Raw genomic sequence first — 24355 nt, forward strand, 5'->3', positions numbered from 1 at the left:
CCAGGCTTACTTCTTCTTGCCAGCGATCGGCTTGGCCTTGCCCTTGCGGGTACGGGCGTTGGTGTGAGTGCGCTGGCCGCGAACGGGCAGGCCGGCACGGTGACGAAGACCGCGATAGGAACGCAGGTCCATCAGGCGCTTGATGTTCATCGCGGTGTTGCGACGAAGATCGCCTTCAACCATGTGATCTTCGTCGATCGTTTCGCGAACGCGCAGGATTTCCTCGTCGGAAAGGTCCTGGACACGGCGAGCGTGATCGATGCCGAGCTTGTCGGCGATCTCAACAGCCTTGGTACGGCCGATTCCGTGAATATAGGTGAGCGCGATGATAACGCGCTTGTTGGTGGGGATATTTACCCCGGCAATACGAGCCACTTAATTCTCCATGCTCCACAGGGTCCTTTAAAGCGGGACCCTATCTCAACGCCTTGTTTTCATTGACACAACCGGTCGTTCTTCACGCAAAAAGCCCGGATGGCGTGCTTAAAGCTCCCGCCTGCCGGACTCACCGAAAGTGTCGAATGAAACGCGCGCTTAGGCGGATTCGCCGCTAAGGTCAACAGCCCGCGCACGCAAACGACGAGGCCACCGATGTAGGAGGCCTTCCGTCTATTACAACAGTGTCATAACGGGTGGAGGCAGCTGCGTCAAAATTCAGTCGGCCAAACCGTCTATCTGATCCCCGACACTGGCTTCCTCGGCCGGCTGATCCTCGTCCTCCTGCTCCGGCGTTTCGCCCGCGGCTTCGGCTTCATCACCATCCAGTGAACCGAGGTGATCGCGCAGTCCCAACAGTTGCTGGTTCATCACCCCGTCGACAGCCTTGGATATCTGGCCGATCTCGAAACCCATCGGCCCCCCGACATTGTATTCCCAGTCGATCCGGGTGCCGCCGTCAATTTCGGAGAGTGTGACAGTCAGGACCCCGGTCGCAGGGACAGCCTGCAGCGGGCCCAGCCCTCCGCGTAGACGCAGCGCCCGATCCGGCACGGCCTGCACCACAATCGCATGCTGCGCACTGCCATCGAGGGGAATGTCGCCCTCGCCCGGGATCTTCTCGCAGAAGCACCCGCCTGCGCTCGGCACCAGCGTCATGTTAGACGCATCGGCCGACCAGGTGTGCGCGTCGTTCCACCAGTCGGAAGGCTTGATCAAGGCAAGCCAGGCTTCACGCGGGGTTGCCGCAACACGCGCCGACGCCTTGGTCACGAAGCCGCTATCGCTTGTCGCGACGACCTCTGCGCTAGCCGGCACCGCGAATGCCGCGAGGCCGATGGCAGCAAGGGTTGCATGAAAACGCAGCATTGGTCTCTCCCGGATCATTCGGGCGAGTTGTATGAGTGCAAAAGGTGTTTGGAAAGGGCAGTTCGCACCGCCCTCCCCCTTCCTCAGGTCAGGATCGCGTCGATCGCGTGGGTGACGTCATCGATGGCACCCATCCCGTCGACCCGGCTGACGATTCCGCGCTCTTCGTAGCCAGGCAGGATCGGAGCGGTCTCGCTGCGATAAACCTGCATGCGGTGACGCACGGTTTCTTCATTGTCGTCGGGGCGGCGCTTGAACTCGGTCGAACCGCACTGGTCGCAGACACCTTCCACCTTCGGCTGCTTGAAGGTGTCGTGATAGCCCGCACCGCAACTGGCGCAGGTGAAGCGACCGGTAATACGCTCTACCAGCGCATCCTCGTTCACTTCGAGTTCGATGACATGGTCGAGGCTGCGGCCATGCTTGGCGAGGATTTCGTCGAGCTGCTCAGCCTGTGCTGCCGTGCGCGGATAGCCGTCGAAGATGGCACCGGTCTCGGGGCCCATGTCGGTGAGCTTGGCATCGATCATGGCCGAGACGATGTCGTCCGAGACAAGGCTGCCGGAATCCATGATGTCCGCGACCTTGCGGCCGAGTTCGGTATCCGCCTTGCGCGTTTCGCGAAGCATGTCGCCGGTGGACAGCTGCATCATGCCATGATGCTCGACCAGGCGCTGTGCCTGCGTGCCCTTGCCTGCGCCCGGAGGGCCGAGAAGAATTATATCCATCGCGTGACGTCCCTTTCGCCTTCGCTCATGCCTTAACGAAGGCGCCCCTTCAACTTGGCCTTTTTGATGAGATCGCCGTACTGGTGCGCCAGCAGGTGCGACTGGATTTGGCTGATCGTATCGACGGTCACGTTCACGACGATCAGCAGGCTGGTTCCGCCAAGGAACAGCGGGATACCGGTCTGGGCGATCATGTATTCGGGCACCACGCAGACGAACGTCAGGTAGATGGCGCCGATCACGGTGATGCGCGTGAGAACGTAGTCGAGATACTGCTCGGTGCGCTTACCCGGACGGATGCCCGGGATGAAGCCGCCATTCTTCTTCAGGTTCTCTGCGGTCTCTTCCGGATTGAAGACGACTGCGGTGTAGAAGAAGCAGAAGAAGATGATGCCGAGGCCGTACAGCGTCATGTAAAGCGGCTGGCCGTGCTGGAGGTATTGCAGAACCGTCTGCACACCGCCGCCGAAGCTGCTTTCCGTGTCCAGCGAGTTGCCGGCAAACTGCGTGATCGTCAGCGGCAGCAGAAGCAGCGAGCTGGCGAAGATCGGCGGAATGACGCCGGCAGTATTGAGCTTGAGCGGAAGGTGCGAACGATCCGCCTGCATACCGCCGCGCTGGGTTGCACGCTTGGGATACTGGATCAGCAGGCGGCGCTGGGCACGCTCGAAGAAGCTGATCAGCAGGATCAGGCCGACGACCATGACGATGAAGCCGAGCAGGATGCCGGTTGCGATCGAACCTTCGCTGTAGCCGGTCGCCATGTTCGACACGAAGGTCGGGAACTGGGCGACGATGCCGGCCATGATGATCAGCGAAACGCCGTTGCCGATACCGCGACTGGTGATCTGCTCACCCAGCCAGAGCAGGAACATCGTGCCGCCTACAAGGCTGATCACCGCGCCGACACGGAACATGTAGCCCGGATCCACGACTGCGGCGATACCTTCGGAGGCACCGAAGCTTTCCAGTCCGGCGGCGAGGAACCAGCCCTGCACCGTGCAGAGCAGCACAGTACCATATCGCGTATACTGGTTGAGCTTCTGCCGTCCGACCGTGCCTTCCTTCTTGAGGGCAGCGAGCGTGGGATGCAGGGCCGAAGCCATCTGCACGACGATCGAGGCGGTAATGTAGGGCATGACGCCGAGCGCGATGAGGCTCATCCGCTCAAGGCTGCCGCCCGTGAACATGTTGAACATGTCGATGATGCCACCCTGGGTGACATCGGCCAGCTGCGTCAGCGCGCGGGCGTTGATGCCCGGCAGCGGAACGAAGCTCAGGAAGCGGAAAACGATCAGCGCGCCGATCGTGAACCAGATGCGCTGCTTGAGCTCAGTGGCCTTGGAGAAATTGGCGAGACTTATGTTGCTCGCGAAACTGTCGGCGCTTGATGCCATTGGTCGTCTTCGATCCTAGCTTGTCGCCGGCCCGTCCCGGCGCTGACCGGACAGATAGGGAGCGGAAGGCCGATTGTCGAACCCCCGCTCCCTTATTTCCATCGATTACTTTGCCTTCTTGGCCTTGTTGGCCTCGGTGCGAGCAGCCTTCTTCTCGTGCTCGGGCTGCGCCTTGGGCAGCACTTCAACCGAACCACCGGCCTTCTCGACGGCTTCGATCGCGCCCTTGGAGGCACCGGCAACGACGAACTTCGCCTTTGCCTTGATCTCACCCTTGCCGAGGAGGCGGACGCCGTCCTTGCCGCCGCGTGCGAGGCCTGCGGCCTTCAGCGCTGCGTGGTCGATGTCCTTCTTGGCGTCGAGCTTCTTCGCGTCGATGAACTTCTGGACCATGCCCAGGTTCACTTCGGCGTAGTCCTTGCCGAACGGGTTGTTGAACCCGCGCTTCGGCAGGCGCATGTGAAGGGGCATCTGGCCGCCTTCGAAGCCCTTGATGGCAACACCCGAACGGCTCTTCTGACCCTTCTGGCCACGGCCAGCGGTCTTGCCCTTGCCCGAACCGATGCCACGGCCGACACGGATGCGCTCCTTGCGGGCGCCGGGGTTGTCACGGATGTCGTTGAGTTTGATAGTCATGTCTTGCACTCGCTTTCGCTTTTGTTCGCGCTGAAAAATGGAAGCGGCCCGCTATCGCAGCAGGCCGCTCCCGTCAAATTGTTCCGTCGACTGATTAGTCGACGATCTCGACAAGATGCGGGACCTTGGCGACGGCACCACGCACTTCGGGAGTGTCCTGGCGCTCGACGACCTTGTGCATCTTGTTCAGGCCAAGACCGATGAGGATCTTGCGCTGTCCTTCCGGACGGCGGATCGGCGAACCGATCTGCTTGAGCTTGATGGTTTTAGCTTTGGCCATCATTCTTACTCCGCGATAGCGGCGGCGTCGGCTTCAGCCTCTGCCTCCGATGCACCACCGCGACCAAGCAGGTCGGCGACCTTCTTGCCGCGACGCTGGGCAACCGACTTCGGAGAAGTCTGGTCGGTCAGCGCGTCGAACGTGGCGCGGATCATGTTGTAGGGGTTCGAGGTGCCGACCGACTTGGTCACCACGTCTGCAACGCCCAGGCTTTCGAAGACGGCACGCATCGGACCACCGGCGATGATACCGGTACCCGGAGGCGCCGTACGCACGGTAACCTTGCCGGCACCGAAGCGACCGTTGCCGTCGTGATGGAGGGTACGACCTTCCTTCAGCGGGACGCGGATCATCTTCTTGCGAGCAGCGGCAGTCGCCTTCTGGATCGCTTCCGGCACTTCGCGGGCCTTGCCCTTGCCGAAGCCGACACGGCCCGAGCCGTCACCCACGACCACGAGAGCAGCGAAACCGAAGCGCTTACCGCCCTTCACCGTCTTGCTGACGCGGTTGATGTGGACGAGCTTCTCGATGATGCCGTCGTCTTCTTCTTCGCGACGACCGCCACGGCGGTTGTCACGGCCGCCACGGCCACGGCCGCGATCGTTGCCACCGCGGCCACCGCCACGGTTGCCACGTCCGCGCGGCTGACCTTCAGCACCCTGTGCAGGGTCCTGGTTGGCAGCAGCTTCCGAAGGCGTATCGGCAACAGCCGGCTCTTCGTTGGTCACAGCGGTTTCGGTTTCTGCCGTCACGACCTTTTCTTCGGTCTTTTCTTCGGTCTTGTTTTCATCAGCCATGATCAGAACTCCAGCCCGCCTTCACGGGCGGCGTCGGCCAGCGCTTTCACGCGGCCATGGAACAGGAAACCACCGCGGTCGAAAACGACGTTGGTCACGCCAGCCTTCTTTGCAGCAGCGGCGATGTCGGAGCCGACCTTCTTGGCGGCGTCGACATTGGCACCCGAGCCCTTCACGCCCAGCGTCGAGGCAGCGGCAACGGTCTTGCCGGCAGCATCGTCGATGATCTGCGCGTAAATGTGCTTACCGGTGCGATGGACCGACAGGCGCGGCTTGCCACCAGCGCGGCTGCGAAGCGCAGTGCGCACACGGCGGCGGCGGCGTTCGAAAAGGGAAAGCTTTGCCATCTTACTTCTTCTTCCCTTCCTTGCGGAAGATATACTCGCCGCGGTACTTGATGCCCTTGCCCTTGTAGGGTTCGGGTTTGCGCCACTTGCGGACGTTGGCCGCAAACTGGCCCACGGCCTGCTTGTCACTACCGCTGATTTCGACGGTGGTCTGGTCCGGGGTCTTCACCTCGATACCTTCCGGAACATCGAGGTCGACGTCGTGCGAGAAGCCGAGCTGAAGCTTGAGCTTCTTGCCCTGCGCCTGTGCACGGTAACCGACGCCGTTGATCTCGAGGACCTTGGTGAAACCTTCGGTAACGCCTTCGACCAGGTTCGACACCAGCGTGCGCTGCATACCCCAGTGGTTGCGAGCGGCGCGCGTGTCATTGGCCGGCTTGACCGAGATCTCGCCGTCTTCCAGCTTGTACTCGACCAGATCGGACATGCCCATGGAAAGGGTGCCCTTGGGACCCTTAACACTCAGCGTGCCGTCTTCGATCTTGGCCTCGACCCCGCTCGGGATCGCGACGGGTTTTTTACCGATGCGGCTCATCAGAATACCTCCGCCAGCACTTCGCCACCGACGTTGTCGGCACGTGCTTCGGCGTCCGAGAGCACGCCCTTCGGCGTCGAGACGATGGTGATGCCAAGGCCGTTGCGGACCACGGGGAGTTCTTTCGAACCCGCATAGACGCGGCGGCCGGGCTTGGAGACGCGGGCGACGTGCTTGATAGCCGGTTCGCCTTCGAAATACTTCAGTTCGATCCGCAGCGCGGGGTGCTTGCCACTGTCGTCTGCAGCGTAGCCACGGATGTAGCCTTCGCGCTGGAGCACTTCGAGGACGTTTGCACGCAGCTTGCTGGCGGGCGAGAGGACACTGTCCTTCTTCGCCTGCTGGCCGTTGCGGATGCGGGTGAGCATATCACCCAGGGGATCGGTCATAGCCATCTATCGATTCCTCACCAGCTCGACTTGGTCAGGCCCGGAATCAGGCCCTTGTTGCCGAGGTCGCGCAGTTCGATACGGTTAAGGCCGAACTTGCGGTAATAGCCGCGCGGGCGGCCGGTGGTGGAGCAGCGGTTGCGCACCCGGGTCGGGTTCGCATTACGCGGCAGTTCAGCCATCTTGAGGCGCGCGATCAGGCGCTCACCTTCATCGAGGCTCTCGTCGTCTGCGATCGCCTTCAGCTTTGCGAACTTATCCGCATACTGCTTGACGAGCTTCTTGCGACGCTCGTTCTTGTTGATCGAACTCAGTTTCGCCATTGGACTTAAGTTCCTTCCTTATCTCTCGATCGGAAGGCGGCTCACGCCGCCTCCTTCTCTTCCGACTTTTCAGCCGGGAACGGGAAACCGAACAGACGCAGCAGTTCGCGCGCTTCTTCGTCGGTCTTCGCCGTGGTGGTTACGATGATATCCATGCCCCGGACCTTTTCGATCTGGTCGTAGCTGATCTCGGGGAAGATGATCTGTTCTTTGAGGCCCATTGCATAGTTGCCGCGACCGTCGAACGACTTGGCGTTGAGGCCACGGAAGTCGCGGATGCGGGGCATTGCGATGGTCACAAGGCGATCCAGGAATTCGTACATGCGCTCACGACGAAGGGTAACCTTCGCGCCGATCGGCATGCCTTCACGCAGCTTGAACTGCGCGATCGACTTCTTGGCCTTGGTGATAACCGGCTTCTGGCCGGCGATCAGTGCCATTTCTTCGGCTGCAGTCTGGACCTTCTTCTTGTCCTGGCTGGCTTCGCCCACACCCATGTTGAGCGTGATCTTTTCCAGCTTCGGAACCTCGAGACGGTTCTTGTAGCCAAACTTCTCGGTCATCGCCTTGACGATCTGGTCGTCGTAGCGCTGCTTCATGCGAGGCGTATAATCAGCCATCGATGGTCTCCCCGGACTTGACGGCGACGCGCACCTTCTTGCCGTCCTTCTCTTCGAAACGGACGCGGGTGGGCTTGCCATCCTTGGGATCGGCAACAGCAACCTTCGAGATCGGCATCGGTGCTTCGAAGCGGTCGATGCCACCCTGCGGGTTCTGCTGGGTCGGCTTGCGGTGACGGGCTGCGATGTTCACGCCTTCGACGACGATCTTGCCGTCCTTGGGGTTCACTTTCGAAACCGTACCGGTCTTGCCCTTGTCCTTGCCGGACAGGACGACGACGGTGTCACCCTTCTTGATCTTTGCGGACGCCATTACAGCACCTCCGGAGCAAGCGAGATGATCTTCATGAAGCCGCGGCCACGCAGTTCGCGTACCACCGGCCCGAAGATACGGGTGCCGATCGGTTCTTCGTTCTTGTTGACGAGAACCGCGGCATTGCTGTCGAAGCGGATCACGCTGCCGTCGGGGCGGCGTACGTCCTTCTTCGTGCGCACGATGACAGCGCGATGGACATCGCCCTTCTTTACCTTCGTGCGCGGCTGGGCTTCCTTGACGGAAACCACGATCACGTCGCCGACGGACGCGGTGCGGCGCTTGGAGCCGCCCAGTACCTTGATGCACTGGACGCGCTTTGCGCCGCTGTTGTCCGCGACGTCGAGATTGGATTGCATCTGGATCATCGATCCGGTTCCTTCTCTTGGCTTGCCGGGACGATTGCCCGGCAGTTCCTAACGTCTAACTCAGTTGCCTGCGGCTTCGACTTCGAGGTCAGCCTCGACAGCCTGCGTTCCGCCTGCCGTCACCCGGTCCTTGACCATCCAGGTCTTGGTCTTCGAGATCGGCTTGGTCTCTTCGATGCGCACGACGTCGCCGAGCTGGTACTCGTTCTTCTCGTCGTGTGCGTGGTACTTCTTCGAGCGACGGATGATCTTCCCGTAGAGGGGGTGCTTCACCTTACGCTCGACCAGTACGGTCACGGTTTTGTCGGTCTTGTCGGAGGTGACGGTCCCGATCAGAATACGCTTGGGCATGGTCTACTCCTTAAGCCTTGGCAGCGGCGCTGGCGCGCTCGGTCTGCAGCGTCTTGATCTTGGCGATCGAGCGGCGGACTTCGCGGATGCGGGCGGGCGCTTCGAGCTGGTTCGTCGCAGCCTGGAAGCGCAGGTTGAACTGCTCACGCTTCAGGTTGGTCAGTTCCTCTGCCAGCTGGTCGTCGCTCTTCTGGCGCAGATCTTCGATCTTGCTCATCATTCGCCTCCCAGGTGCGAGGAGTCACCCAGACGGGCAACAACCTTGGTCTTGACCGGCAGCTTCATCGCTGCGCGGCTGAACGCTTCGGCGGCCAGCGGGCCGGCAACGCCGTCGAGTTCGAACAGAATACGGCCCGGCTTCACGCGAGCGGCCCAGTATTCGACGGAGCCCTTACCCTTACCCTGACGGACTTCGGCAGGCTTCTTCGACACCGGCACATCGGGGAAGACGCGGATCCAGAGACGGCCCTGACGCTTGATGTGACGCGTGATCGCACGACGCGCAGCTTCGATCTGGCGTGCGGTGATACGCTCGGGCTCGAGGGCCTTGAGGCCGTACGAGCCGAAGTTCAGCGTGGTTCCGCCCTTGGCGTTGCCATGGATCTTGCCCTTGAACGCCTTGCGGTACTTGGTTTTCTTCGGTTGCAGCATGGTTCTTTCCTAATCCTGCAATCAGCGAGCCGGACGGACGCCGGACGTCTGCGATTCCATCATGAGACGGTCCTGCGCGGTCGGGTCATGGCCGAGGATCTCACCCTTGAAGACCCACACCTTGATGCCGATGATGCCGTAAGCGGTAAGCGCTTCGGCTTCAGCGTAATCGATGTTGGCGCGCAGCGTGTGCAGCGGCACGCGGCCTTCGCGATACTGTTCGACACGTGCGATTTCCGCACCGCCAAGACGGCCGCCACACATGATCTTGATGCCTTCTGCACCAAGGCGCATGGCCGACTGCATGGCGCGCTTCATCGCGCGGCGGAAAGCCACACGGCGGATCAGCTGATCGGCAATGCCCTGGGCGACGAGCTTCGCGTCGACTTCCGGCTTGCGGATTTCGACGATGTTCAGCTTCACTTCGCTTTCGGTCATCTGCGACAGCTTGGCACGCAGCTTTTCGATGTCCGCGCCCTTCTTGCCGATGATGACGCCGGGACGCGCAGCATAGATCGAAACGCGGCACAGCTTGGCCGGACGCTCGATCACAACCTTCGAGATGGCAGCCTGAGCTGCGTTCTCGAGGATGTACTTGCGGATCTCGATGTCTTCGCTCAGCAGCTTCGCATAGTCGCGCCCTTCGGCGTACCAGCGGCTGTCCCAGGTGCGGTTGATCTGCAGGCGCAGACCGATCGGATTGCTCTTATGGCCCATCTTACGCCTCTTCCTGCTCGCGAACGACGATACGAAGGCGGCTGAACGGCTTCAGGATGCGCGTCGACTTGCCGCGACCACGGGTGTGGAAGCGCTTCATCGTGATCGACTTGCCTACCGAAGCCTCGGCTACGACCAGCGAGTCGACGTCGAGGTTGTGGTTGTTTTCCGCGTTGGCGATCGCCGAGGCGAGAACCTTCGTGGCATCCTTGGCCATCGCCTTCTTGGAGAAGGCCAGGATGTTGAGGGCCTCTTCGGCCTTCTTGCCGCGGATGAGCTCGGCAACGAGGTTCAGCTTCTGTGCGGAACCACGGATGGTGGTGCCTACTGCCAGAGCCTCGTTGTCGGCGACGCGACGGGGAGCTTTCTGCTTGCTCATCAGCGCTTACCCTTCTTGTCGGCAGCGTGACCCGGGAACGTGCGCGTGGGCGCGAATTCGCCAAGCTTGTGGCCGACCATTTCTTCCGAAACGGCTACGGGGATGAACTTGTTGCCGTTGTACACGTTGAACGTGAGACCGACGAACTGGGGCAGGATGGTGCTGCGGCGCGACCAGGTCTTGATCGGCTTGGCATTGCTTGCGTCCTGAGCCTCTTCGGCCTTCTTCAGAAGGCTGAGTTCGACGAACGGACCTTTCCAGACGGAACGAGCCATGTCGGATTACCTCTTCTTCTTCGCGTGACGCGAACGGATAATGAACTTGTCCGTCTGCTTGTTCTTGCGGGTGCGGGCGCCCTTGGTCGGCTTACCCCACGGAGTGACGGGATGACGGCCACCGCTGGTGCGGCCTTCACCACCACCGTGCGGGTGATCGACCGGGTTCTTGGCGACACCGCGCGTCAGCGGCTTGATGCCCATCCAGCGACGACGACCGGCCTTGCCCAGGTTCTGGTTCTGGTTGTCCGGGTTCGACACGGCGCCAACGGTGCCCATGCAGTCGGCGCGCAGGTAACGCTGCTCGCCGCTGTTGAGACGCACGATGACCATGCCGCGGTCACGACCGACCAGCTGGACATAGGAACCTGCAGCGCGGGCGATCTGGCCGCCCTTGCCCGGCTTCATTTCCACGTTGTGGCAGATCGTACCGACCGGCATCTGGCCGAGCAGCATTGCGTTGCCGGGCTTGGTGTCGGCCTTTTCGGCTGCGATCACCTTGTCGCCGACAGCGAGACGCTGCGGAGCGAGGATGTAGGCCTGCTCACCGTCTTCGTACTTCACGAGTGCGATGAAAGCGGTGCGGTTGGGATCGTATTCGATCCGTTCCACGGTGCCTTCGACGTCCCACTTGCGACGCTTGAAGTCGATGAAGCGGTACTTCTGCTTGTGACCGCCGCCGATGCCACGCGAGGTGACATGGCCCTTGTTGTTCCGGCCACCGGTCTTGCGCTTGCCTTCCGTGAGCGACTTGACGGGCTTGCCTTTGTACAGGCCCGACTTGTCGACGAGGATGAGGCCGCGGCGCGCGGGGCTCGTCGGTTTGTAGTTCTTGAGTGCCATTGTTTCCTAGCCCCTCAGATACCGCTGGTGACGTCGATGCTATCGCCGTCCTTCAGGGTGACGACAGCCTTCTTCACGTCGTTGCGCTTGTAGGGCTTGCCGCGCCAACGCTTGGTCTTGCCCTTGACATTGATCGTGTTGACGCCCGTCACGCTCACATCAAAGATCGCCTCGATGGCTTCCTTGATTTGCGGCTTCGTTGCGTCATTGGCCACTTTGAAGACGACCGCGTTATGCTCGGAAGCAAGGGTCGACTTTTCGGTGATGTGCGGTGCGAGCACGACGTCGTAGTGACGCGCGTCTACTGCCTGCTTCTTAGCCATTGAAACGGCCCTCCAGCTTTTCGACCGCGTCCTTGGTGAGGACCAGCGTGTCGTGCTTCAGGATGTCGTAAACGTTGGCGCCCATGGCGGGCAGGACGTTCACGCCCGGCAGGTTTCCGGCGGCCTTCTTGAAGCCGTCGTTCACGCTTTCGCCGTCGATGACCAGGACCTTGCCGTTCCAGCCATTCTTGTCGAACATGCCCTTCAGCACCTTGGTCTTGGCATCCTTGAGTTCAAGGCTGTCGACGACGACGAGGCCGTCCTTAGCCTTGCTCGAGAGAGCCATCTTGAGGCCGAGTGCACGGATCTTCTTGTTGAGCGACTGCTCGAAGTCACGCTTGCGCGCACCGTGAGCCTTACCACCGCCGATGAAGATCGGAGCGCCGCGATCGCCGTGACGTGCGCCGCCCGAACCCTTCTGGCGACCGAACTTCTTGCCCGTGCGGGCAACGTCCGAACGCTCACGCGTGGGGCGTGCAGTGCCGCGGCGGTTTTCGAGCTGCCACGTTACTACGCGGTGAAGGATGTCGGCACGCGGCTCGAGACCGAACACATCTGCGTTCAGTTCGATGTCGCCCGACGCCTTACCGTCGATTTTCTGGACCTTGACCTTCACGATCAGGACTCCTTGCTATCGGTGGCATCGCCCTCGGCACCAGCTTCTTGCTGTGCGAGAAGCTTCGCCTGAGTTTCGGCGTCCACCTCGGTGTTCACTTCGTGCTCGGCTGCGCTTTCGACCAGACCGGCGTCAGCTTCCTGCGAAGCGAACTCGTCCTGGTTGCGGCGCATGACGCCCGGGAACGGCAGTTCCTCGGCCGGAGCAACCTTCACGGCATCGCGAACCATGAGCCAGCCATTCTTCGCGCCCGGGACCGAACCCTTGACGAAAAGAAGGCCGCGATCGGCGTCGGTGCGCACGATTTCGAGGTTCTGCTGGGTACGCTGACGGTCGCCCATGTGGCCGGCCATCTTCTTGCCCTTGAACACGCGGCCCGGATCCTGGCGGTTACCCGTCGAACCGTGCGAGCGGTGCGAGATCGAGACACCGTGGGTAGCGCGCAGACCACCGAAGCCCCAACGCTTCATGGCGCCGGCAAAGCCCTTACCCTGCGTGTGACCGGTGATGTCGACCTTCTGGCCGGCAATGAAGTGCTCGGCAGAAATACGAGCGCCGACCGGAAGCAGAGCTTCTTCGCTGTCGACGCGGAATTCCGCGACCTTCATCTTCAGCCCGACTTCTGCCTTGGCAAAAGCTTCGCGCTGCGGCTTGTTTACGTTCTTCTGCTTCGCTTCGCCCGAACCGACCTGGACGCCGTAATAGCCGTCGCGGTCCTGCGTGCGATGTGCGGTGACCTGGCAATCTTCCAGCGAAAGAACGGTCACGGGTACGTGCCGTCCGTCCTCCTGGAAGAGGCGGGTCATCCCGACTTTCTTTGCGATCACGCCTGTGCGCATCGTCAAACTCCTCAACAGAGGCACCCAGAGGCCCATCCCCAGGGTGCTTGCCAGCCCGATGATGTGATGCGTGCCCCCGTCCGGGCTGATTGCTTCCGAGAAGAAAGCAGACGGGGGACGCAGTCCCGGGCTGATGCCCGGCGGTATCCCGATGTCTTGCCTGATCTTGCGATCCGGCGGGGCTATCGAGCGCCCCTTTAACTTCCGGCTGCTTTACAGTCCTGCCGGGGACCCGATCAGTGGCTTATGCCAGCTTGATCTCGACGTTTACGCCAGCTGCGAGGTCGAGCTTCATGAGCGCGTCGACGGTCTGGGCGTTCGGCTGCACGATGTCGAGCAGACGCTTGTAGGTGCGCACCTCGAACTGCTCGCGCGACTTCTTGTCGATGTGCGGGCCGCGGTTCACGGTGAACTTCTCGATGCGCGTCGGCATGGGAATGGGACCACGAATGAGGGCACCCGTACGACGTGCGGTGTCTGCGATTTCACCAGTTGCCTGGTCGAGAACGCGATGGTCGAACGCCTTGAGGCGAATGCGGATATTCTGTGCTTCCATTACCTACACCGATGCGAAAGAGCCAAGCGGGCCGGGGGTGACCCGCAAACAAAAAGAAAGGTCCGCCTCGCATTGGACCCGGTTTCCCGGAACGAGCGACCTTCCATGAATTCGATATATCAGAGACGAATCTCTGTCTGTGGGCGCGCATATACGGGTGACACCCGCATCTGGCAACCCCCGATTTCCGCCAAATCCAACAAGCGGGATCGAGGTGCGATCAACCGTGCCTCAGCACCGATCGCAAGCCCCCATAAAAGCGGAAGGCCCGCCCCTCCCCGAAAGGAAGGACGGGCCTGCCATTGAAGCGTTAGCTTACTTCTTGATCGAGCCAACAACGCCCGAGCCGACCGTACGGCCGCCTTCGCGGATTGCGAAGCGCAGGCCCTGGTCCATGGCGATCGGTGCGATCAGCTTGACGTCGATCGTCACGTTGTCGCCCGGCATCACCATTTCGGTGCCTTCGGGAAGGATCACTTCGCCGGTGACGTCGGTGGTGCGGAAGTAGAACTGCGGACGGTAGTTCGCGAAGAACGGCGTGTGACGGCCGCCTTCGTCCTTCGACAGGACATAGACTTCTGCGCTGAACTCGGTGTGCGGCGTAACCGAACCCGGCTTCGCGAGAACCTGGCCACGCTCGACTTCTTCACGGCCGACGCCGCGGATCAGGGCACCGATGTTGTCGCCGGCTTCACCGCGATCGAGCAGCTTGCGGAACATTTCGACGCCGGTGACGGTCGTCTTGGCGGTGTCCTTGATGCCGACGATTTCGACTTCGTCGCCAACGTTCACAACGCCGGTTTCGACACGGCCGGTGACAACCGTACCACGACCCGAGATCGAGAACACGTCTTCGATCGGCATCAGGAAGTCCTTGTCGACCGGACGGTCGGGAGTCGGGATGTTCGCGTCAACGGCGTCCATCAGTTCCTTGATCGAGTTTTCGCCGATTTCCGGATCGCGACCTTCGAGAGCGGCCAGAGCCGAACCCTTGACGATGGCGATGTTGTCGCCGTCGAAGTCGTACGAGCTGAGCAGTTCGCGAACTTCCAGTTCGACGAGTTCGAGGATTTCCTCGTCGTCGACCTGGTCGACCTTGTTCATGTAAACGACCAGAGCCGGAACGCCGACCTGACGAGCAAGCAGGATGTGCTCGCGAGTCTGCGGCATCGGGCCGTCAGCTGCGTTCACGACCAGGATAGCGCCGTCCATCTGGGCAGCACCGGTGATCATGTTCTTCACGTAGTCGGCGTGACCCGGGCAGTCGACGTGCGCATAGTGACGTGCGTCGGTTTCGTATTCGACGTGTGCGGTCGAGATGGTGATGCCGCGCTCACGCTCTTCGGGAGCCTTGTCGATGTTTGCGAAATCGACGGCCGAACCGAGAACCTTGGTGATTGCTGCGGTCAGCGTGGTCTTGCCGTGGTCGACGTGGCCGATGGTGCCAACGTTGACGTGCGGCTTATTGCGCTCGAATTTTTCCTTCGCCATTTTCCAATAACCTCTGTCTTAAAAATTGGGATTTCTGCGGGAAGAAACGGCGCCCGCGGAATCAGGCGCCGCCCCTAGACGGTGAAGCTGCCTTACGCAAGCTTCTCCTTGACTTCCTGTGCCACGTTAGCCGGAACTTCGTCGTAGTGGCTGAACTGCATCGTGTACTGAGCACGACCCTGGGTGAAGGAGCGCAGTTCGTTCACGTAACCGAACATATTCGCGAGCGGCACGTTGGCTTCGACAGCCTGTGCATTACCGCGGCTGTCGGTGCCCTGGATCTGGCCACGACGCGAGTTAAGATCGCCGATGACGTCGCCGAGGTAATCCTCGGGAGTGACGACTTCGACCTTCATGATCGGTTCGAGAAGCTTGATGCCCGCACGCTCTGCGACTTCGCGCATTGCGCCGCGACCGGCGATTTCGAACGCGATCGCGCTCGAGTCGACGTCGTGGTAGGCACCGTCATACAGGTTGACCGTGAAGTCGATGATCGGGAAGCCGACCAGGTGGCCGCTTTCGGCCTGCTCGCGCAGACCCTTCTCGATCGCGGGGATGTATTCCTTCGGAATGTTACCGCCCTTGATCTCGTCTTCGAAGACGAAGCCCTGACCGCGCTCGCCCGGAGTGACCTTGAGCTTGACGCGACCGAACTGACCCGAACCACCCGACTGCTTCTTGTGGGTGTAGTCCACGTCCACCGGCTTGCCGAGGTATTCGCGATAAGCGACCTGCGGTGCACCGACGTTCGCCTCGACCTTGAATTCGCGCTTCATGCGATCGACGAGGATGTCGAGGTGAAGCTCGCCCATGCCCTTGATGATCGTCTGACCGGATTCGTGGTCGGTGGTGACGCGGAAGCTCGGATCTTCGGCGGCCAGGCGGTTGAGGGCGACGCCCATCTTTTCCTGGTCGGCCTTGGTCTTCGGTTCGACCGACAGCTCGATCACCGGCTCGGGGAATTCCATACGCTCGAGAATGATCGGCTTGGAGGGATCACACAGCGTATCGCCGGTGGTGGTTTCCTTCAGGCCGGCAATTGCGACGATATCGCCGGCAAATGCCTCATCGATGTCTTCCCGGTTGTTGGAATGCATCAGCAGCATACGGCCGATCTTTTCCTTCTTGTCCTTCACCGAGTTCAGGACGCTGCCCTTCGACAGCTGGCCCGAGTAGATGCGGGTGAAGGTGAGCGAGCCGACGAACGGGTCGTTCATGATCTTGAAGGCGAGCGCCGAGAAAGGAGCCTCGTCCGAGGAGGGACGGGTTTCTTCCTTGTCGCTGTCCGGAAGGACGCCCTTGATGGCCGGAACGTCGAGCGGCGACGGCATGTAGTCGACAACCGCGTCGAGCAGGGGCTGGACGCCCTTGTTCTTGAACGCCGAGCCACACAGAACCGGAACGAATGCACGGTCCATGGTGCCCTTGCGGATCAGGCGCTTCAGCGTTGCGACATCGGGCTCGTTACCTTCGAGGTACTGTTCCATGACATCGTCGTCGAGTTCGACGGCGGTCTCGACCAGCTTCTCGCGGTATTCGGCAGCCTTGTCGGCGAGGTCGGCCGGGATGTCGACGTAGTTGAACGTCGCGCCCAGACCGTCGTTTTCCCAGACGATGCCGCGCATGTTGACGAGGTCGACCACGCCAGCAAGATCGCTTTCCGCACCGATCGGGAGATAGAGCACCAGCGGCGTCGCGCCGAGGCGGTCGATGATCGACTGCACGCAGTAATAGAAGTCGGCACCGGTGCGGTCCAACTTATTCACGAAGCACATCCGGGGAACGCCGTACTTGTCGGCCTGGCGCCAGACGGTTTCGGACTGCGGTTCTACGCCGGCGACGCCGTCGAAAACTGCAACAGCGCCGTCGAGTACGCGCAGCGAGCGTTCGACTTCGATGGTGAAGTCGACGTGTCCGGGCGTGTCGATGATGTTGATGCGGTGCTTGGGACCTTCACCGTCTTCGGCCGACCAGAAGGTGGTCGTTGCAGCCGAGGTGATGGTGATGCCGCGTTCCTGCTCCTGCTCCATCCAGTCCATGGTAGCGGCGCCGTCGTGGACTTCGCCGATCTTGTAGGACTTGCCGGTGTAGTAAAGGATACGCTCGGTCGTGGTGGTCTTGCCGGCATCGATGTGGGCCATGATGCCGATGTTGCGGTACCGCTCCAGCGGATATTCGCGAGCCATGTGCTTTTCCTTAAGACTGGGGGAGGAGACGAATTCTCCAGCCCCATATGGGTATCATTGTGACCGCTTGAAGACCGCGGGGAAGGAAACGCCCTCCCCCGGCCCCACAAGCGGAACGGCTTACCAGCGGTAGTGCGAGAAAGCGCGGTTCGCGTCCGCCATGCGGTGCGTGTCTTCGCGCTTCTTCACGGCATTGCCGCGGTTGTTCGCCGCATCCATCAGCTCACCCGACAGACGTGCTGCCATGGTGGTTTCCGGACGACCGCGCGCTGCGCCGATCAGCCAGCGGATCGCGAGTGCCTGGGCACGCTCGGGGCGAACCTCGACCGGCACCTGGTAGGTCGCACCACCGACACGGCGGCTGCGAACTTCGACCTGCGGCTTGATGTTGTCGAGCGCGGCGTGGAACAGCTCGACCGGGTTGGCCTTTGCCTTTTCCTCGACCACGTCGAGCGCGGTGTAGACGATACCTTCTGCAACGGCCTTCTTGCCGTCATACATCAGGTTGTTCATGAATTTCGAAAGGACCTGATCGTTGAATTTCGGATCAGGCAGGATTTCCCGCTTCTCGGGACGACGACGACGACTCATTGATTATCTCCTAAGTCCCGTGGATTACTTCGGACGCTTCGCGCCATACTTCGAGCGCGACTGCTTGCGATCCTTGACGCCCTGCGTATCGAGCACGCCGCGAAGGACGTGGTAGCGAACGCCGGGAAGGTCGCGAACACGGCCGCCGCGGATGAGCACAACACTGTGCTCCTGCAGGTTGTGGCCTTCGCCCGGGATGTAGGAGATGACTTCGCGCTGGTTGGTCAGGCGAACCTTGGCAACCTTGCGCAGAGCCGAGTTCGGCTTCTTCGGAGTGGTCGTGTAGACACGGGTGCAAACGCCGCGCTTCTGCGGGTTCTGCTCCATTGCAGGGACCTTGGACTTGGCCTTCTGCGGAACGCGGCCCTTGCGGACCAGCTGGTTAATAGTCGGCATGAGTTCTCTCTTCACCGTTTCGATGGCGGCGACTAGCGGGTTGAGGATGGTTCGTCGGGTTCGTGCCAAGCGCCGCACCGATGCCGCAAAGGGCACCTGGGCGGTCTGTACGCACGAGCCTGAAACGCTCCACCCATCGGCCCACACGGCCACCGGGTTACTTTGACGGCTGCCCCGAGCGAAACTGGTTCGCTGCAATAGAAAAGAGCCTCGTCGCATCAGCGACAGGCCCCCGGGTCATGACCGGCAATGTTCAGCTCTATCTGGCCAGCGTTGGTTTCGCACAGGGCGATTCCCTCACCGGATGGGCGCGCACATAGGGTGAGAGGGGGTTTGGGTCAAGAGATTGGGGGGATTCACTTAAACTTGGAAACCGCCGGATCGGCTTCGCCAAACCTAATCTCGACAAAGACATCATTCTCTAGCTCGTCGGCCGGGTATACATTCACCATCTCTGGCAGACGACCCTCGCGCAATGCGACTTCAAATGGGTTCTCGTCGAAAATGCCAGCCCTCTTTGGCTCGCGATCCCAGCCAAAGTTCGAATTTAACTGAGCGACAGTCTTCCTACCGGCCAAAACTTCCAAAAGGTGTCTTGCTCCAATTCTTACCATTCGGTCACTCCGTGTAATACCACCATATGGTCTCTCATACTGGGCTTCTTGAGCGCGTCTCCCCCCATTAAGCGCGCTGTTTATCGGTTTTGGCAACGTCCTCACTAGATCGTGGAGAATCTCGCCGAAATTTTCGGGCAAATGTTTCCGAAACCAAACTCTACTTTTTAAATCGTGCCCCTGATGGACGTTGCCCCGTGAATTTCGCGAATCTACCGTAATGAGCAAAACAAACTCAATCTCATCAAAATCATCGAGAAAGCGACTTACGATTGCGTCGGTGGATACCCCTCCGGCCCCAGAACTTTGGCGTAATGATTGACTGTCACCGTCCGTTACAATGACGCCCTGAATTCCTTCCATCTTTGCTACTTTCGCAGCCTTGTCCTTCAAAGCGCGATAAAGTGGATTGCGGTCGACAATTGTCGGAGCGTCGAAGCTGGCATACGTGCCGCCTGCGAATTCGCCTTCTACGAGTGTCAGCTGATAACCTGCATTTTCGTCATCAACAGTTATTACGAAGGGCAAAACCCGCTTCTCTGCAAACTCAAGAAATCGCGGTTTGAGCGTATTTTCTATATGCTGACGAAGCTCGTTCCTGACGGGAAGTCTTAGCACACGTTTGGTGCCCTTTGACGTCCGCTTCTCCGCCTCAAAAACATCAATGCGATAAGCCTGATACCCTAAACCCGCTTCCCGTAGAGCAAGCGATACCTCATCCATCATGGCGCCAATTGGATTTATCTCTCTCAAACCTCGGTCAGAAACGGTAACGATATCCGCAACTATGGTCTGCATGCCTGGAATGGATACTTGGAGGTCGATCGATCCACCACTCGCGTTTCCAACCTCATGCTTGATTGAGCCTCCGTTGGAAAAGGCATGCAGCACTGCAACCTCCCACATGGTGGAAGTGCGCTTGATACCCTTGCGGTTCAATTCGCGCACGAGACCAGTCATGGTCTGAGGGTCGAGATGACTCCTCAGACTATCAAGCATTCTTTGGATCGATCTCCGTGAAAAAATCACTTAGATTGTAATCTCGTCCTACTAAGATCAGCGCCAACGTTCGCCATTGAGTTCAACTTTTTCTCTATAGTTGTGAATGGATTTGCGCTGTTGCGGCGTCAATGCATGCCATGCCAAGCGCAATCTATGCTCAGACATGTCTCTTAACTCGTCCTTTTCCGCGCTCGATCTAATCGAAATCTTGTAGTCGCCAAAGCGAAATGGTATTCCAAAAAAATCAAACTTTTCCAGTAAGAACGCTGCCTGCAGCGGACTGAACGATCCGGAATTACTCATTTTCGTCAATGCCCTTTCGGCGATAAATTCTGGCATCTTTTCTTGCAGTTGACGGATCGCCTCCAAAGCTCTGCGCTTTCGCGCATCTTCAACCAACTTCCGCCGATCGATATCCAATAATTGAGCAGTCTCAGCGATGCTGAGCTTTGATCCATCATGATCAATGGCGCGAATTTCAAAACGTTTAATACACTCTGAGCCTACGCTCAGCGTGTTCCCGTTTTCGCTGTTTGCAATTTCAAAATGATAGCGCAGTCCATCTTGACCGCATAATTCGCAAGTTTCTGAGCAACACTCAAACTCAGAGCACGAACCAGTATAAAACCATTCTTGAAGTGCGGCCTTCAACGCATCCGCGTTGCTGAGCGGCAATAAAGTCTCACAAGCGCGCTTCGACCAATAACTCATGAATTGAGGATATTAATGGACTAGCGCATAGCAAGTCCACAAAGTCTACAAGCCTCTCTTTTTTGTTTTCGTCCCTCAAACGCCGGGCGGAGCGCATCCGCGCTCCTTAGCTTCGCGGCATAAGCCGCGGCGGGCGGTCGCCCTTGCCTCGCCTGCGGCTCGGTGATTTTGCAGCCGCGCGAGGCTCGCCCTCCCCGCCCCATCCCACTGATTTCACACCAGACGAAAAAAAATGTGGCACAAATTTGTCATCGGTGCGTAGTATGGTCGAAGCGCGGGTTTCCGCGCTCGGAATCCACATAAAGGGGAATACCACATGAAGTTCAACAAACTGGCAATCGTCGCCGCTTCGGCAGCCGCTCTCTCGCTCGCAGCTTGCGCCGAAAGCGAGCAGGAAGCTCAGGAAGACCTGGTCGAGCAGCAGGCCGAATCGCAGGAAGACCTCCTTGAAGAGCAGGCCGACCTCGCAGAAGCACAGGGCGACGAAGCAGCTGAAGAAGCTCTCGACGCCGAAGCGGACGCCATGGGCGAAGCCGGCGACGCAGCAGAAGACGCTGTCGACGAAGGCATGTAAGCCACACAGCCCGCGGTTCACTCCGCAGGCGACAAAAAGCGGTGTCCGTCGAAAGACGGGCGCCGTTTTTTTTGTGCGCCCTCAGACGCCGGGCGCCGCACGTCCGTGCGGCTTGGCTTCCTCGCATAGGCTCGGGCGGGCGGTCGCCCTTGCCTTCGCCTTCGGCTCGGGAATCTCGCCAGACTTCGAGGTTTCCTACTCGGTTCGGTTATGCCTTGTGGCTCGGCCTATGAACGAAACCACTCGTGTTACGCCTCGACAGGCGACTTCTGCCGTTGCCAATCCCGGGCCGGAGCTTGATCCGGACGATCCGCTGCTCGCCTTTGCGCCCTATATTCACAAGCAGCCGCGGCGCAATTCCATCACGCCTGACCTGCAGCGCCGCTTCGTCGCCACGCTCGCGGCGACGGGTATCGTCGTGCAGGCGGCGCGCTCCATCGGGAAGAGCATGGAGGCGCTCTACAAGCTTCGTGCGCAGCCCGGGGCGGAAGGGTTTGCCGCCGCGTGGGACGAGGCAGTCGGGTACGGCGTCTGGCGGCTGGAAGATTGCGCGATCGAGCGCGCTCTTGCCGAGGGGCTCTACAACCCGCGCGCCAATTCGCTGCTCTGCTTCGTCCTCGCCTATCGCGGCCGCTATCGCGAGGACGTGCGCAACATCCTCCCCGGCCATCCCACCTACGAACGCATACGCGACGAGGTGATTGCGGCGGAGGGGCTGGTCTAGGCCGCGTGCCCGCATTGCGGGGCTTAGCCGTAGGGCATCCCTGTGCTATGCGGCGCAGGGACAGACGAAGGAGCCGACCCATCGCCGACGATCCCCCCTCGCCCGATCACGTGCCTTGGCGCGGTGGCTGCGGGCCGGGTTCGATCACCACCGCGATCGAGGATGGCCGCCCCGTCTGCATCCGCCGCGTCGACCGCGCGGACGAGGCTCTGATGCGCGCAGGCATAGAGCGGATGTCGCCGCACTCGCGCTATCTGCGGTTCTTTTCCGGCATGCGGACCCCGCCCGACTGGGTGATCGACCGCCTGCTCGACGCGGACGGGGTGATGCACCTCGCCTGGGGCGCGCTGGACCTGTCGGAAGACCCGCCGCGCTCCGCCATCGGTGCCGTCCACGCCTTTCGCGACGAGGAGGATCCGGAATGCGCGGAGTTCTCCGTCGCGATCATCGACGACTTCCACGGCCTCGGCCTCGGCAAGCTGCTGACGGCGACGATCCTGCTCGACGCGCGCGAGGAGGGGATCACGCGCTTCCATGTCGAAACTCTGAGCGAAAACCGCAGCGCGACGCAGTTTACGCGGATGCTCGGCGGAGTGGGCAGCCGGACGGTCGACGCCTCGCGCGGCTGGGTGCTCGAAATCGACGAGGCGCTGGAGCGCTTGCGGCACCAGGCCGACCCGCCCGGCATCGCGCACGTCTTTTCCGCGTTCGAGAGCTAGGCCCGCTCGCTCGCCAGCAGGCCGTAAACTGCCACATCGCGCAAGCCCGCATGGGTTGTCTCATGCTCGCGGAACAGGGCCTCGCGCGTGAAGCCGAGCCGTTCGAGCAGGCGGATCGAGGGGGTATTGTCCATGTCCACCTCAGCGGTGAGCTTGCGCAAGCCGCCGGCAAACAGGTGATCGACCAGCGCCTCAGTGCATTCGCGCGCCACGCCCCCGCCCTGCCGGTCCATGCAGGTGACGTAGCCGATCTCCTCGATACCGTCCTCGTGCGCAGGTACAGCGACGAAGCGCCCCGCAACACGGCCCTCCGCATCCTCGGCGATCCAGGTGCGCCCGTTCCAGTCCGGCTCCGCCAGCCAGCCCCACAACTCCTCCTCGGAGGTGAAGGCCGGGCGGGAGAGGTAGAGGCACTGCACCTCGTCCGCGAAGGTCGGGTAAAGGGCAGCGGTGTCCTCGCGCCTCAGGGGGCGCAGGGTGAAGCGGTCGGTACGAAGGGTTTCGACGTCGCGCATGGACTCGGCCAGCGCGGTGATCAGGCAGTCAGGAAGGCGACCAGCGCCTTGACCTTCTTCGTGCGCCATTGCGGGGTCGGAGCGACCAGCCAATAGGCGCGCGTGCCCGGCTCGGGCCCGTCGAGGACTTCGAGCTGGCCCGCCTCGATCGCTTCCTTGGCGAGCAGTTCGGGCAGGATCGCCTTGCCCAGCCCCGCCATCGCGCCCGAAAGCGCCTGTCCGGCATTGCTTACCGTAACATGTGCGACGGTGCCGTCCTGCAGCGGCAGGCCCCAGTCGATCCACTTGTCCGGCGCACCCGGCGCGGCCACGGTCACGCGGCGCGCCGCGGCGAGTTCGACGCCCTGCAAATCTCCGGGCCCGTCGACCAGCCGGATGGCGCAGTCGAGATTGGCCTCGGTGAAATCGGCGTTCTCGTCGGCGACGAAGGTGAACTTGATGTCGGGGTTCGCCTCGGCGAACTTCGCCAGCCGCGGCGCCAGCCACTGGGCGTAGAATTCGCGCGGGCAGGCGACCGTGTAATTGTCGCTCGCCTGGCCAGCTTGCATCGCGGACACGCTTTCCTCGAACTTGAGGAAACCTTCGCGCAGCGCGTCGAGGCCGGCGGAGCCTTCCTGCGTCAGCTCAAGACCCTTGCTCGTGCGGCGGAACAGCACGGTGCCGAGGTGGTCCTCCAACGCGCGGATCTGCTGGCCCACGGCCGCAGGGGTCACCGCAAGCTCGTCCGCAGCGCGGGTAAAGCTCAGGTGACGGGCCGCAGCGTCATAGACGCGCAAAGCGTTGAGAGGCAGGTGCGTGCGCTTCATGGTTCCACGCGTTTAGCAATGTTGCGCCGCAAAACAAGATTGCGGCAAGACTATGTCCCGAAGTGCGTCAGAGCGCGCCCTCGAGCCACTGCTTGAGCTGGCCCTTGGGAGCCGCGCCGCGCATCTGTGCCGCCGGCTGGCCATCCTTGAACAGGACGAGGTAAGGGATGGACTGCACGCCCATCTGGCCGGGCACGCCGGTGTTTTCCATGATATCCATCTTGGCGATGGTGACCTGGTCGGCCATTTCTTCGGAAAGTTCTTCCAGCGCCGGAGCGATCATCTTGCATGGCCCGCACCATTCGGCCCAGAAGTCCACGAGGACGGGCTTGTCGCTGTCGAGGACGTCTTTCTGGAAGCCTTCGTCGGTTACGTTGATGGTGGCCATGGAATATCTCCTGAATTCGTGTCTGCCGCCGATGTGGGGCGGCTTGGTCA

38 protein-coding genes are annotated in these 24355 nt (G+C 61.0%); 4 read left to right on the top strand and 34 right to left on the bottom strand.

The window, feature by feature from the left end; genetic code table 11:
• Positions 1-6: 6 nt before the first annotated feature.
• From rpsM to rpsL, 29 genes are all read right to left on the bottom strand, one after another.
• Positions 7-375 (bottom strand): 30S ribosomal protein S13, encoded by a 369-nt coding sequence (gene rpsM, locus LCM24_RS01105; protein WP_224802408.1) that lies wholly within the window; start codon positions 373-375, stop codon positions 7-9.
• A 279-nt stretch (positions 376-654) separates the two neighbouring features.
• Entirely contained in the window at positions 655-1305 is a 651-nt protein-coding gene (locus LCM24_RS01110; protein WP_224802409.1) for an SRPBCC family protein, read from the bottom strand.
• Between the two features lie 83 nt (positions 1306-1388).
• Positions 1389-2033 (bottom strand): adenylate kinase, encoded by a 645-nt coding sequence (locus tag LCM24_RS01115; protein ID WP_224802410.1) that lies wholly within the window; start codon positions 2031-2033, stop codon positions 1389-1391.
• A 32-nt stretch (positions 2034-2065) separates the two neighbouring features.
• Complete coding sequence (secY, locus tag LCM24_RS01120; RefSeq protein ID WP_090478764.1) at positions 2066-3430, bottom strand: preprotein translocase subunit SecY; 1365 nt, start codon at positions 3428-3430, stop codon at positions 2066-2068.
• Positions 3431-3535: 105 nt separating this feature from the next.
• Positions 3536-4066 (bottom strand): 50S ribosomal protein L15, encoded by a 531-nt coding sequence (gene rplO / locus LCM24_RS01125; RefSeq protein WP_090478767.1) that lies wholly within the window; start codon positions 4064-4066, stop codon positions 3536-3538.
• A 94-nt stretch (positions 4067-4160) separates the two neighbouring features.
• Positions 4161-4346: a 50S ribosomal protein L30 gene (gene rpmD / locus LCM24_RS01130; RefSeq protein ID WP_160595145.1), complete on the bottom strand. Its 186-nt coding sequence runs from the start codon at positions 4344-4346 to the stop codon at positions 4161-4163.
• Between the two features lie 5 nt (positions 4347-4351).
• On the bottom strand, positions 4352-5146 hold the full coding sequence (rpsE, locus tag LCM24_RS01135; protein WP_224803434.1) for a 30S ribosomal protein S5: 795 nt from the start codon (positions 5144-5146) through the stop codon (positions 4352-4354).
• Positions 5146-5490, bottom strand: a complete 345-nt coding sequence (gene rplR, locus LCM24_RS01140) for a 50S ribosomal protein L18 (protein ID WP_090478770.1) — start codon at positions 5488-5490, stop codon at positions 5146-5148. Before rplR ends, rpsE begins: the two co-directional genes overlap by 1 nt.
• Before the next feature lies 1 nt (position 5491).
• The gene (rplF, locus tag LCM24_RS01145) at positions 5492-6025 is read right to left on the bottom strand and encodes a 50S ribosomal protein L6 (RefSeq protein ID WP_090478773.1); all 534 of its coding nucleotides are present in this window, start codon (positions 6023-6025) and stop codon (positions 5492-5494) included.
• Positions 6025-6420: a 30S ribosomal protein S8 gene (gene rpsH / locus LCM24_RS01150; RefSeq protein ID WP_160595147.1), complete on the bottom strand. Its 396-nt coding sequence runs from the start codon at positions 6418-6420 to the stop codon at positions 6025-6027. The genes rplF and rpsH overlap by 1 nt, the downstream gene beginning before the upstream one ends.
• A gap of 11 nt (positions 6421-6431) precedes the next feature.
• Positions 6432-6737 carry a 30S ribosomal protein S14 gene (gene rpsN, locus LCM24_RS01155; protein ID WP_090478779.1) on the bottom strand — a complete coding sequence of 102 codons (306 nt, stop codon included), beginning with the start codon at positions 6735-6737 and terminating at the stop codon, positions 6432-6434.
• 41 nt (positions 6738-6778) lie between these two features.
• Entirely contained in the window at positions 6779-7357 is a 579-nt protein-coding gene (gene rplE / locus LCM24_RS01160) for a 50S ribosomal protein L5 (RefSeq protein WP_221564820.1), read from the bottom strand.
• Positions 7350-7670: a 50S ribosomal protein L24 gene (rplX, locus tag LCM24_RS01165; protein ID WP_090478785.1), complete on the bottom strand. Its 321-nt coding sequence runs from the start codon at positions 7668-7670 to the stop codon at positions 7350-7352. The genes rplE and rplX overlap by 8 nt, the downstream gene beginning before the upstream one ends.
• Positions 7670-8038 (bottom strand): 50S ribosomal protein L14, encoded by a 369-nt coding sequence (rplN, locus tag LCM24_RS01170; RefSeq protein ID WP_006831888.1) that lies wholly within the window; start codon positions 8036-8038, stop codon positions 7670-7672. The genes rplX and rplN overlap by 1 nt, the downstream gene beginning before the upstream one ends.
• A 60-nt stretch (positions 8039-8098) precedes the next feature.
• On the bottom strand, positions 8099-8389 hold the full coding sequence (gene rpsQ, locus LCM24_RS01175; RefSeq protein ID WP_090478788.1) for a 30S ribosomal protein S17: 291 nt from the start codon (positions 8387-8389) through the stop codon (positions 8099-8101).
• Positions 8390-8399: 10 nt separating this feature from the next.
• Entirely contained in the window at positions 8400-8606 is a 207-nt protein-coding gene (gene rpmC / locus LCM24_RS01180) for a 50S ribosomal protein L29 (RefSeq protein WP_090478791.1), read from the bottom strand.
• Positions 8606-9040 (bottom strand): 50S ribosomal protein L16, encoded by a 435-nt coding sequence (rplP, locus tag LCM24_RS01185; RefSeq protein WP_090478793.1) that lies wholly within the window; start codon positions 9038-9040, stop codon positions 8606-8608. Before rplP ends, rpmC begins: the two co-directional genes overlap by 1 nt.
• A 21-nt stretch (positions 9041-9061) precedes the next feature.
• Positions 9062-9757 carry a 30S ribosomal protein S3 gene (gene rpsC, locus LCM24_RS01190; RefSeq protein WP_090478796.1) on the bottom strand — a complete coding sequence of 232 codons (696 nt, stop codon included), beginning with the start codon at positions 9755-9757 and terminating at the stop codon, positions 9062-9064.
• Between the two features lies 1 nt (position 9758).
• Entirely contained in the window at positions 9759-10136 is a 378-nt protein-coding gene (rplV, locus tag LCM24_RS01195; protein ID WP_090478798.1) for a 50S ribosomal protein L22, read from the bottom strand.
• The gene (gene rpsS, locus LCM24_RS01200; RefSeq protein WP_090478801.1) at positions 10136-10411 is read right to left on the bottom strand and encodes a 30S ribosomal protein S19; all 276 of its coding nucleotides are present in this window, start codon (positions 10409-10411) and stop codon (positions 10136-10138) included. Before rpsS ends, rplV begins: the two co-directional genes overlap by 1 nt.
• A 6-nt stretch (positions 10412-10417) precedes the next feature.
• Entirely contained in the window at positions 10418-11254 is an 837-nt protein-coding gene (gene rplB / locus LCM24_RS01205) for a 50S ribosomal protein L2 (protein ID WP_090478804.1), read from the bottom strand.
• Positions 11255-11268: 14 nt separating this feature from the next.
• Entirely contained in the window at positions 11269-11577 is a 309-nt protein-coding gene (locus tag LCM24_RS01210) for a 50S ribosomal protein L23 (protein WP_090478807.1), read from the bottom strand.
• Positions 11570-12193, bottom strand: a complete 624-nt coding sequence (gene rplD / locus LCM24_RS01215; RefSeq protein WP_224802411.1) for a 50S ribosomal protein L4 — start codon at positions 12191-12193, stop codon at positions 11570-11572. The genes LCM24_RS01210 and rplD overlap by 8 nt, the downstream gene beginning before the upstream one ends.
• 2 nt (positions 12194-12195) lie before the next feature.
• Positions 12196-13032, bottom strand: coding sequence for a 50S ribosomal protein L3 (gene rplC / locus LCM24_RS01220; protein WP_090478815.1), 837 nt, complete (start codon positions 13030-13032; stop codon positions 12196-12198).
• Positions 13033-13276: 244 nt separating this feature from the next.
• On the bottom strand, positions 13277-13588 hold the full coding sequence (gene rpsJ / locus LCM24_RS01225; protein WP_006831877.1) for a 30S ribosomal protein S10: 312 nt from the start codon (positions 13586-13588) through the stop codon (positions 13277-13279).
• Between the two features lie 315 nt (positions 13589-13903).
• The gene (gene tuf, locus LCM24_RS01230) at positions 13904-15079 is read right to left on the bottom strand and encodes an elongation factor Tu (RefSeq protein WP_090478818.1); all 1176 of its coding nucleotides are present in this window, start codon (positions 15077-15079) and stop codon (positions 13904-13906) included.
• Positions 15080-15171: 92 nt separating this feature from the next.
• The gene (gene fusA, locus LCM24_RS01235) at positions 15172-17265 is read right to left on the bottom strand and encodes an elongation factor G (RefSeq protein ID WP_224802412.1); all 2094 of its coding nucleotides are present in this window, start codon (positions 17263-17265) and stop codon (positions 15172-15174) included.
• A 120-nt stretch (positions 17266-17385) separates the two neighbouring features.
• The gene (rpsG, locus tag LCM24_RS01240; RefSeq protein ID WP_160595152.1) at positions 17386-17856 is read right to left on the bottom strand and encodes a 30S ribosomal protein S7; all 471 of its coding nucleotides are present in this window, start codon (positions 17854-17856) and stop codon (positions 17386-17388) included.
• 24 nt (positions 17857-17880) lie between these two features.
• Complete coding sequence (rpsL, locus tag LCM24_RS01245; RefSeq protein WP_006831873.1) at positions 17881-18252, bottom strand: 30S ribosomal protein S12; 372 nt, start codon at positions 18250-18252, stop codon at positions 17881-17883.
• Between rpsL and LCM24_RS01250 the strand changes: the two genes are divergently transcribed.
• Positions 18251-18418, top strand: coding sequence for a hypothetical protein (locus tag LCM24_RS01250; RefSeq protein WP_224802413.1), 168 nt, complete (start codon positions 18251-18253; stop codon positions 18416-18418). The genes rpsL and LCM24_RS01250 overlap by 2 nt on opposite strands.
• Before the next feature lie 190 nt (positions 18419-18608).
• Here the strand turns inward: LCM24_RS01250 and LCM24_RS01255 are convergent, their stop codons facing one another.
• Together LCM24_RS01255 and LCM24_RS01260 are read right to left on the bottom strand one after the other, a co-directional pair.
• Complete coding sequence (locus LCM24_RS01255) at positions 18609-19826, bottom strand: hypothetical protein (protein WP_224802414.1); 1218 nt, start codon at positions 19824-19826, stop codon at positions 18609-18611.
• A 96-nt stretch (positions 19827-19922) separates the two neighbouring features.
• Positions 19923-20579, bottom strand: a complete 657-nt coding sequence (locus LCM24_RS01260) for a hypothetical protein (RefSeq protein WP_224802415.1) — start codon at positions 20577-20579, stop codon at positions 19923-19925.
• A gap of 316 nt (positions 20580-20895) precedes the next feature.
• Here LCM24_RS01260 and LCM24_RS01265 point away from each other — a divergent pair, with 316 nt between their 5' ends.
• From LCM24_RS01265 to LCM24_RS01275, 3 genes are all read left to right on the top strand, one after another.
• Positions 20896-21153, top strand: coding sequence for a hypothetical protein (locus LCM24_RS01265; RefSeq protein WP_090478840.1), 258 nt, complete (start codon positions 20896-20898; stop codon positions 21151-21153).
• A 229-nt stretch (positions 21154-21382) separates the two neighbouring features.
• Positions 21383-21877 carry a hypothetical protein gene (locus LCM24_RS01270; protein WP_224802416.1) on the top strand — a complete coding sequence of 165 codons (495 nt, stop codon included), beginning with the start codon at positions 21383-21385 and terminating at the stop codon, positions 21875-21877.
• Between the two features lie 47 nt (positions 21878-21924).
• Positions 21925-22596 (top strand): GNAT family N-acetyltransferase, encoded by a 672-nt coding sequence (locus LCM24_RS01275; RefSeq protein ID WP_224802417.1) that lies wholly within the window; start codon positions 21925-21927, stop codon positions 22594-22596.
• Here LCM24_RS01275 and LCM24_RS01280 read toward each other — a convergent pair.
• The 3 genes from LCM24_RS01280 to trxA all read right to left on the bottom strand — a co-directional run bounded on the left by LCM24_RS01280 (position 22593) and on the right by trxA (position 24305).
• Complete coding sequence (locus LCM24_RS01280; protein WP_224802418.1) at positions 22593-23111, bottom strand: GNAT family N-acetyltransferase; 519 nt, start codon at positions 23109-23111, stop codon at positions 22593-22595. The genes LCM24_RS01275 and LCM24_RS01280 overlap by 4 nt on opposite strands.
• A 20-nt stretch (positions 23112-23131) precedes the next feature.
• Positions 23132-23917 carry a LysR substrate-binding domain-containing protein gene (locus LCM24_RS01285; protein WP_090478850.1) on the bottom strand — a complete coding sequence of 262 codons (786 nt, stop codon included), beginning with the start codon at positions 23915-23917 and terminating at the stop codon, positions 23132-23134.
• 67 nt (positions 23918-23984) lie between these two features.
• Entirely contained in the window at positions 23985-24305 is a 321-nt protein-coding gene (trxA, locus tag LCM24_RS01290) for a thioredoxin (RefSeq protein WP_090478853.1), read from the bottom strand.
• Positions 24306-24355 lie beyond the last annotated feature (50 nt).

Origin of the sequence: Qipengyuania aquimaris (assembly GCF_020171965.1) — a bacterium.
GTDB lineage: Bacteria > Pseudomonadota > Alphaproteobacteria > Sphingomonadales > Sphingomonadaceae > Qipengyuania > Qipengyuania aquimaris_A.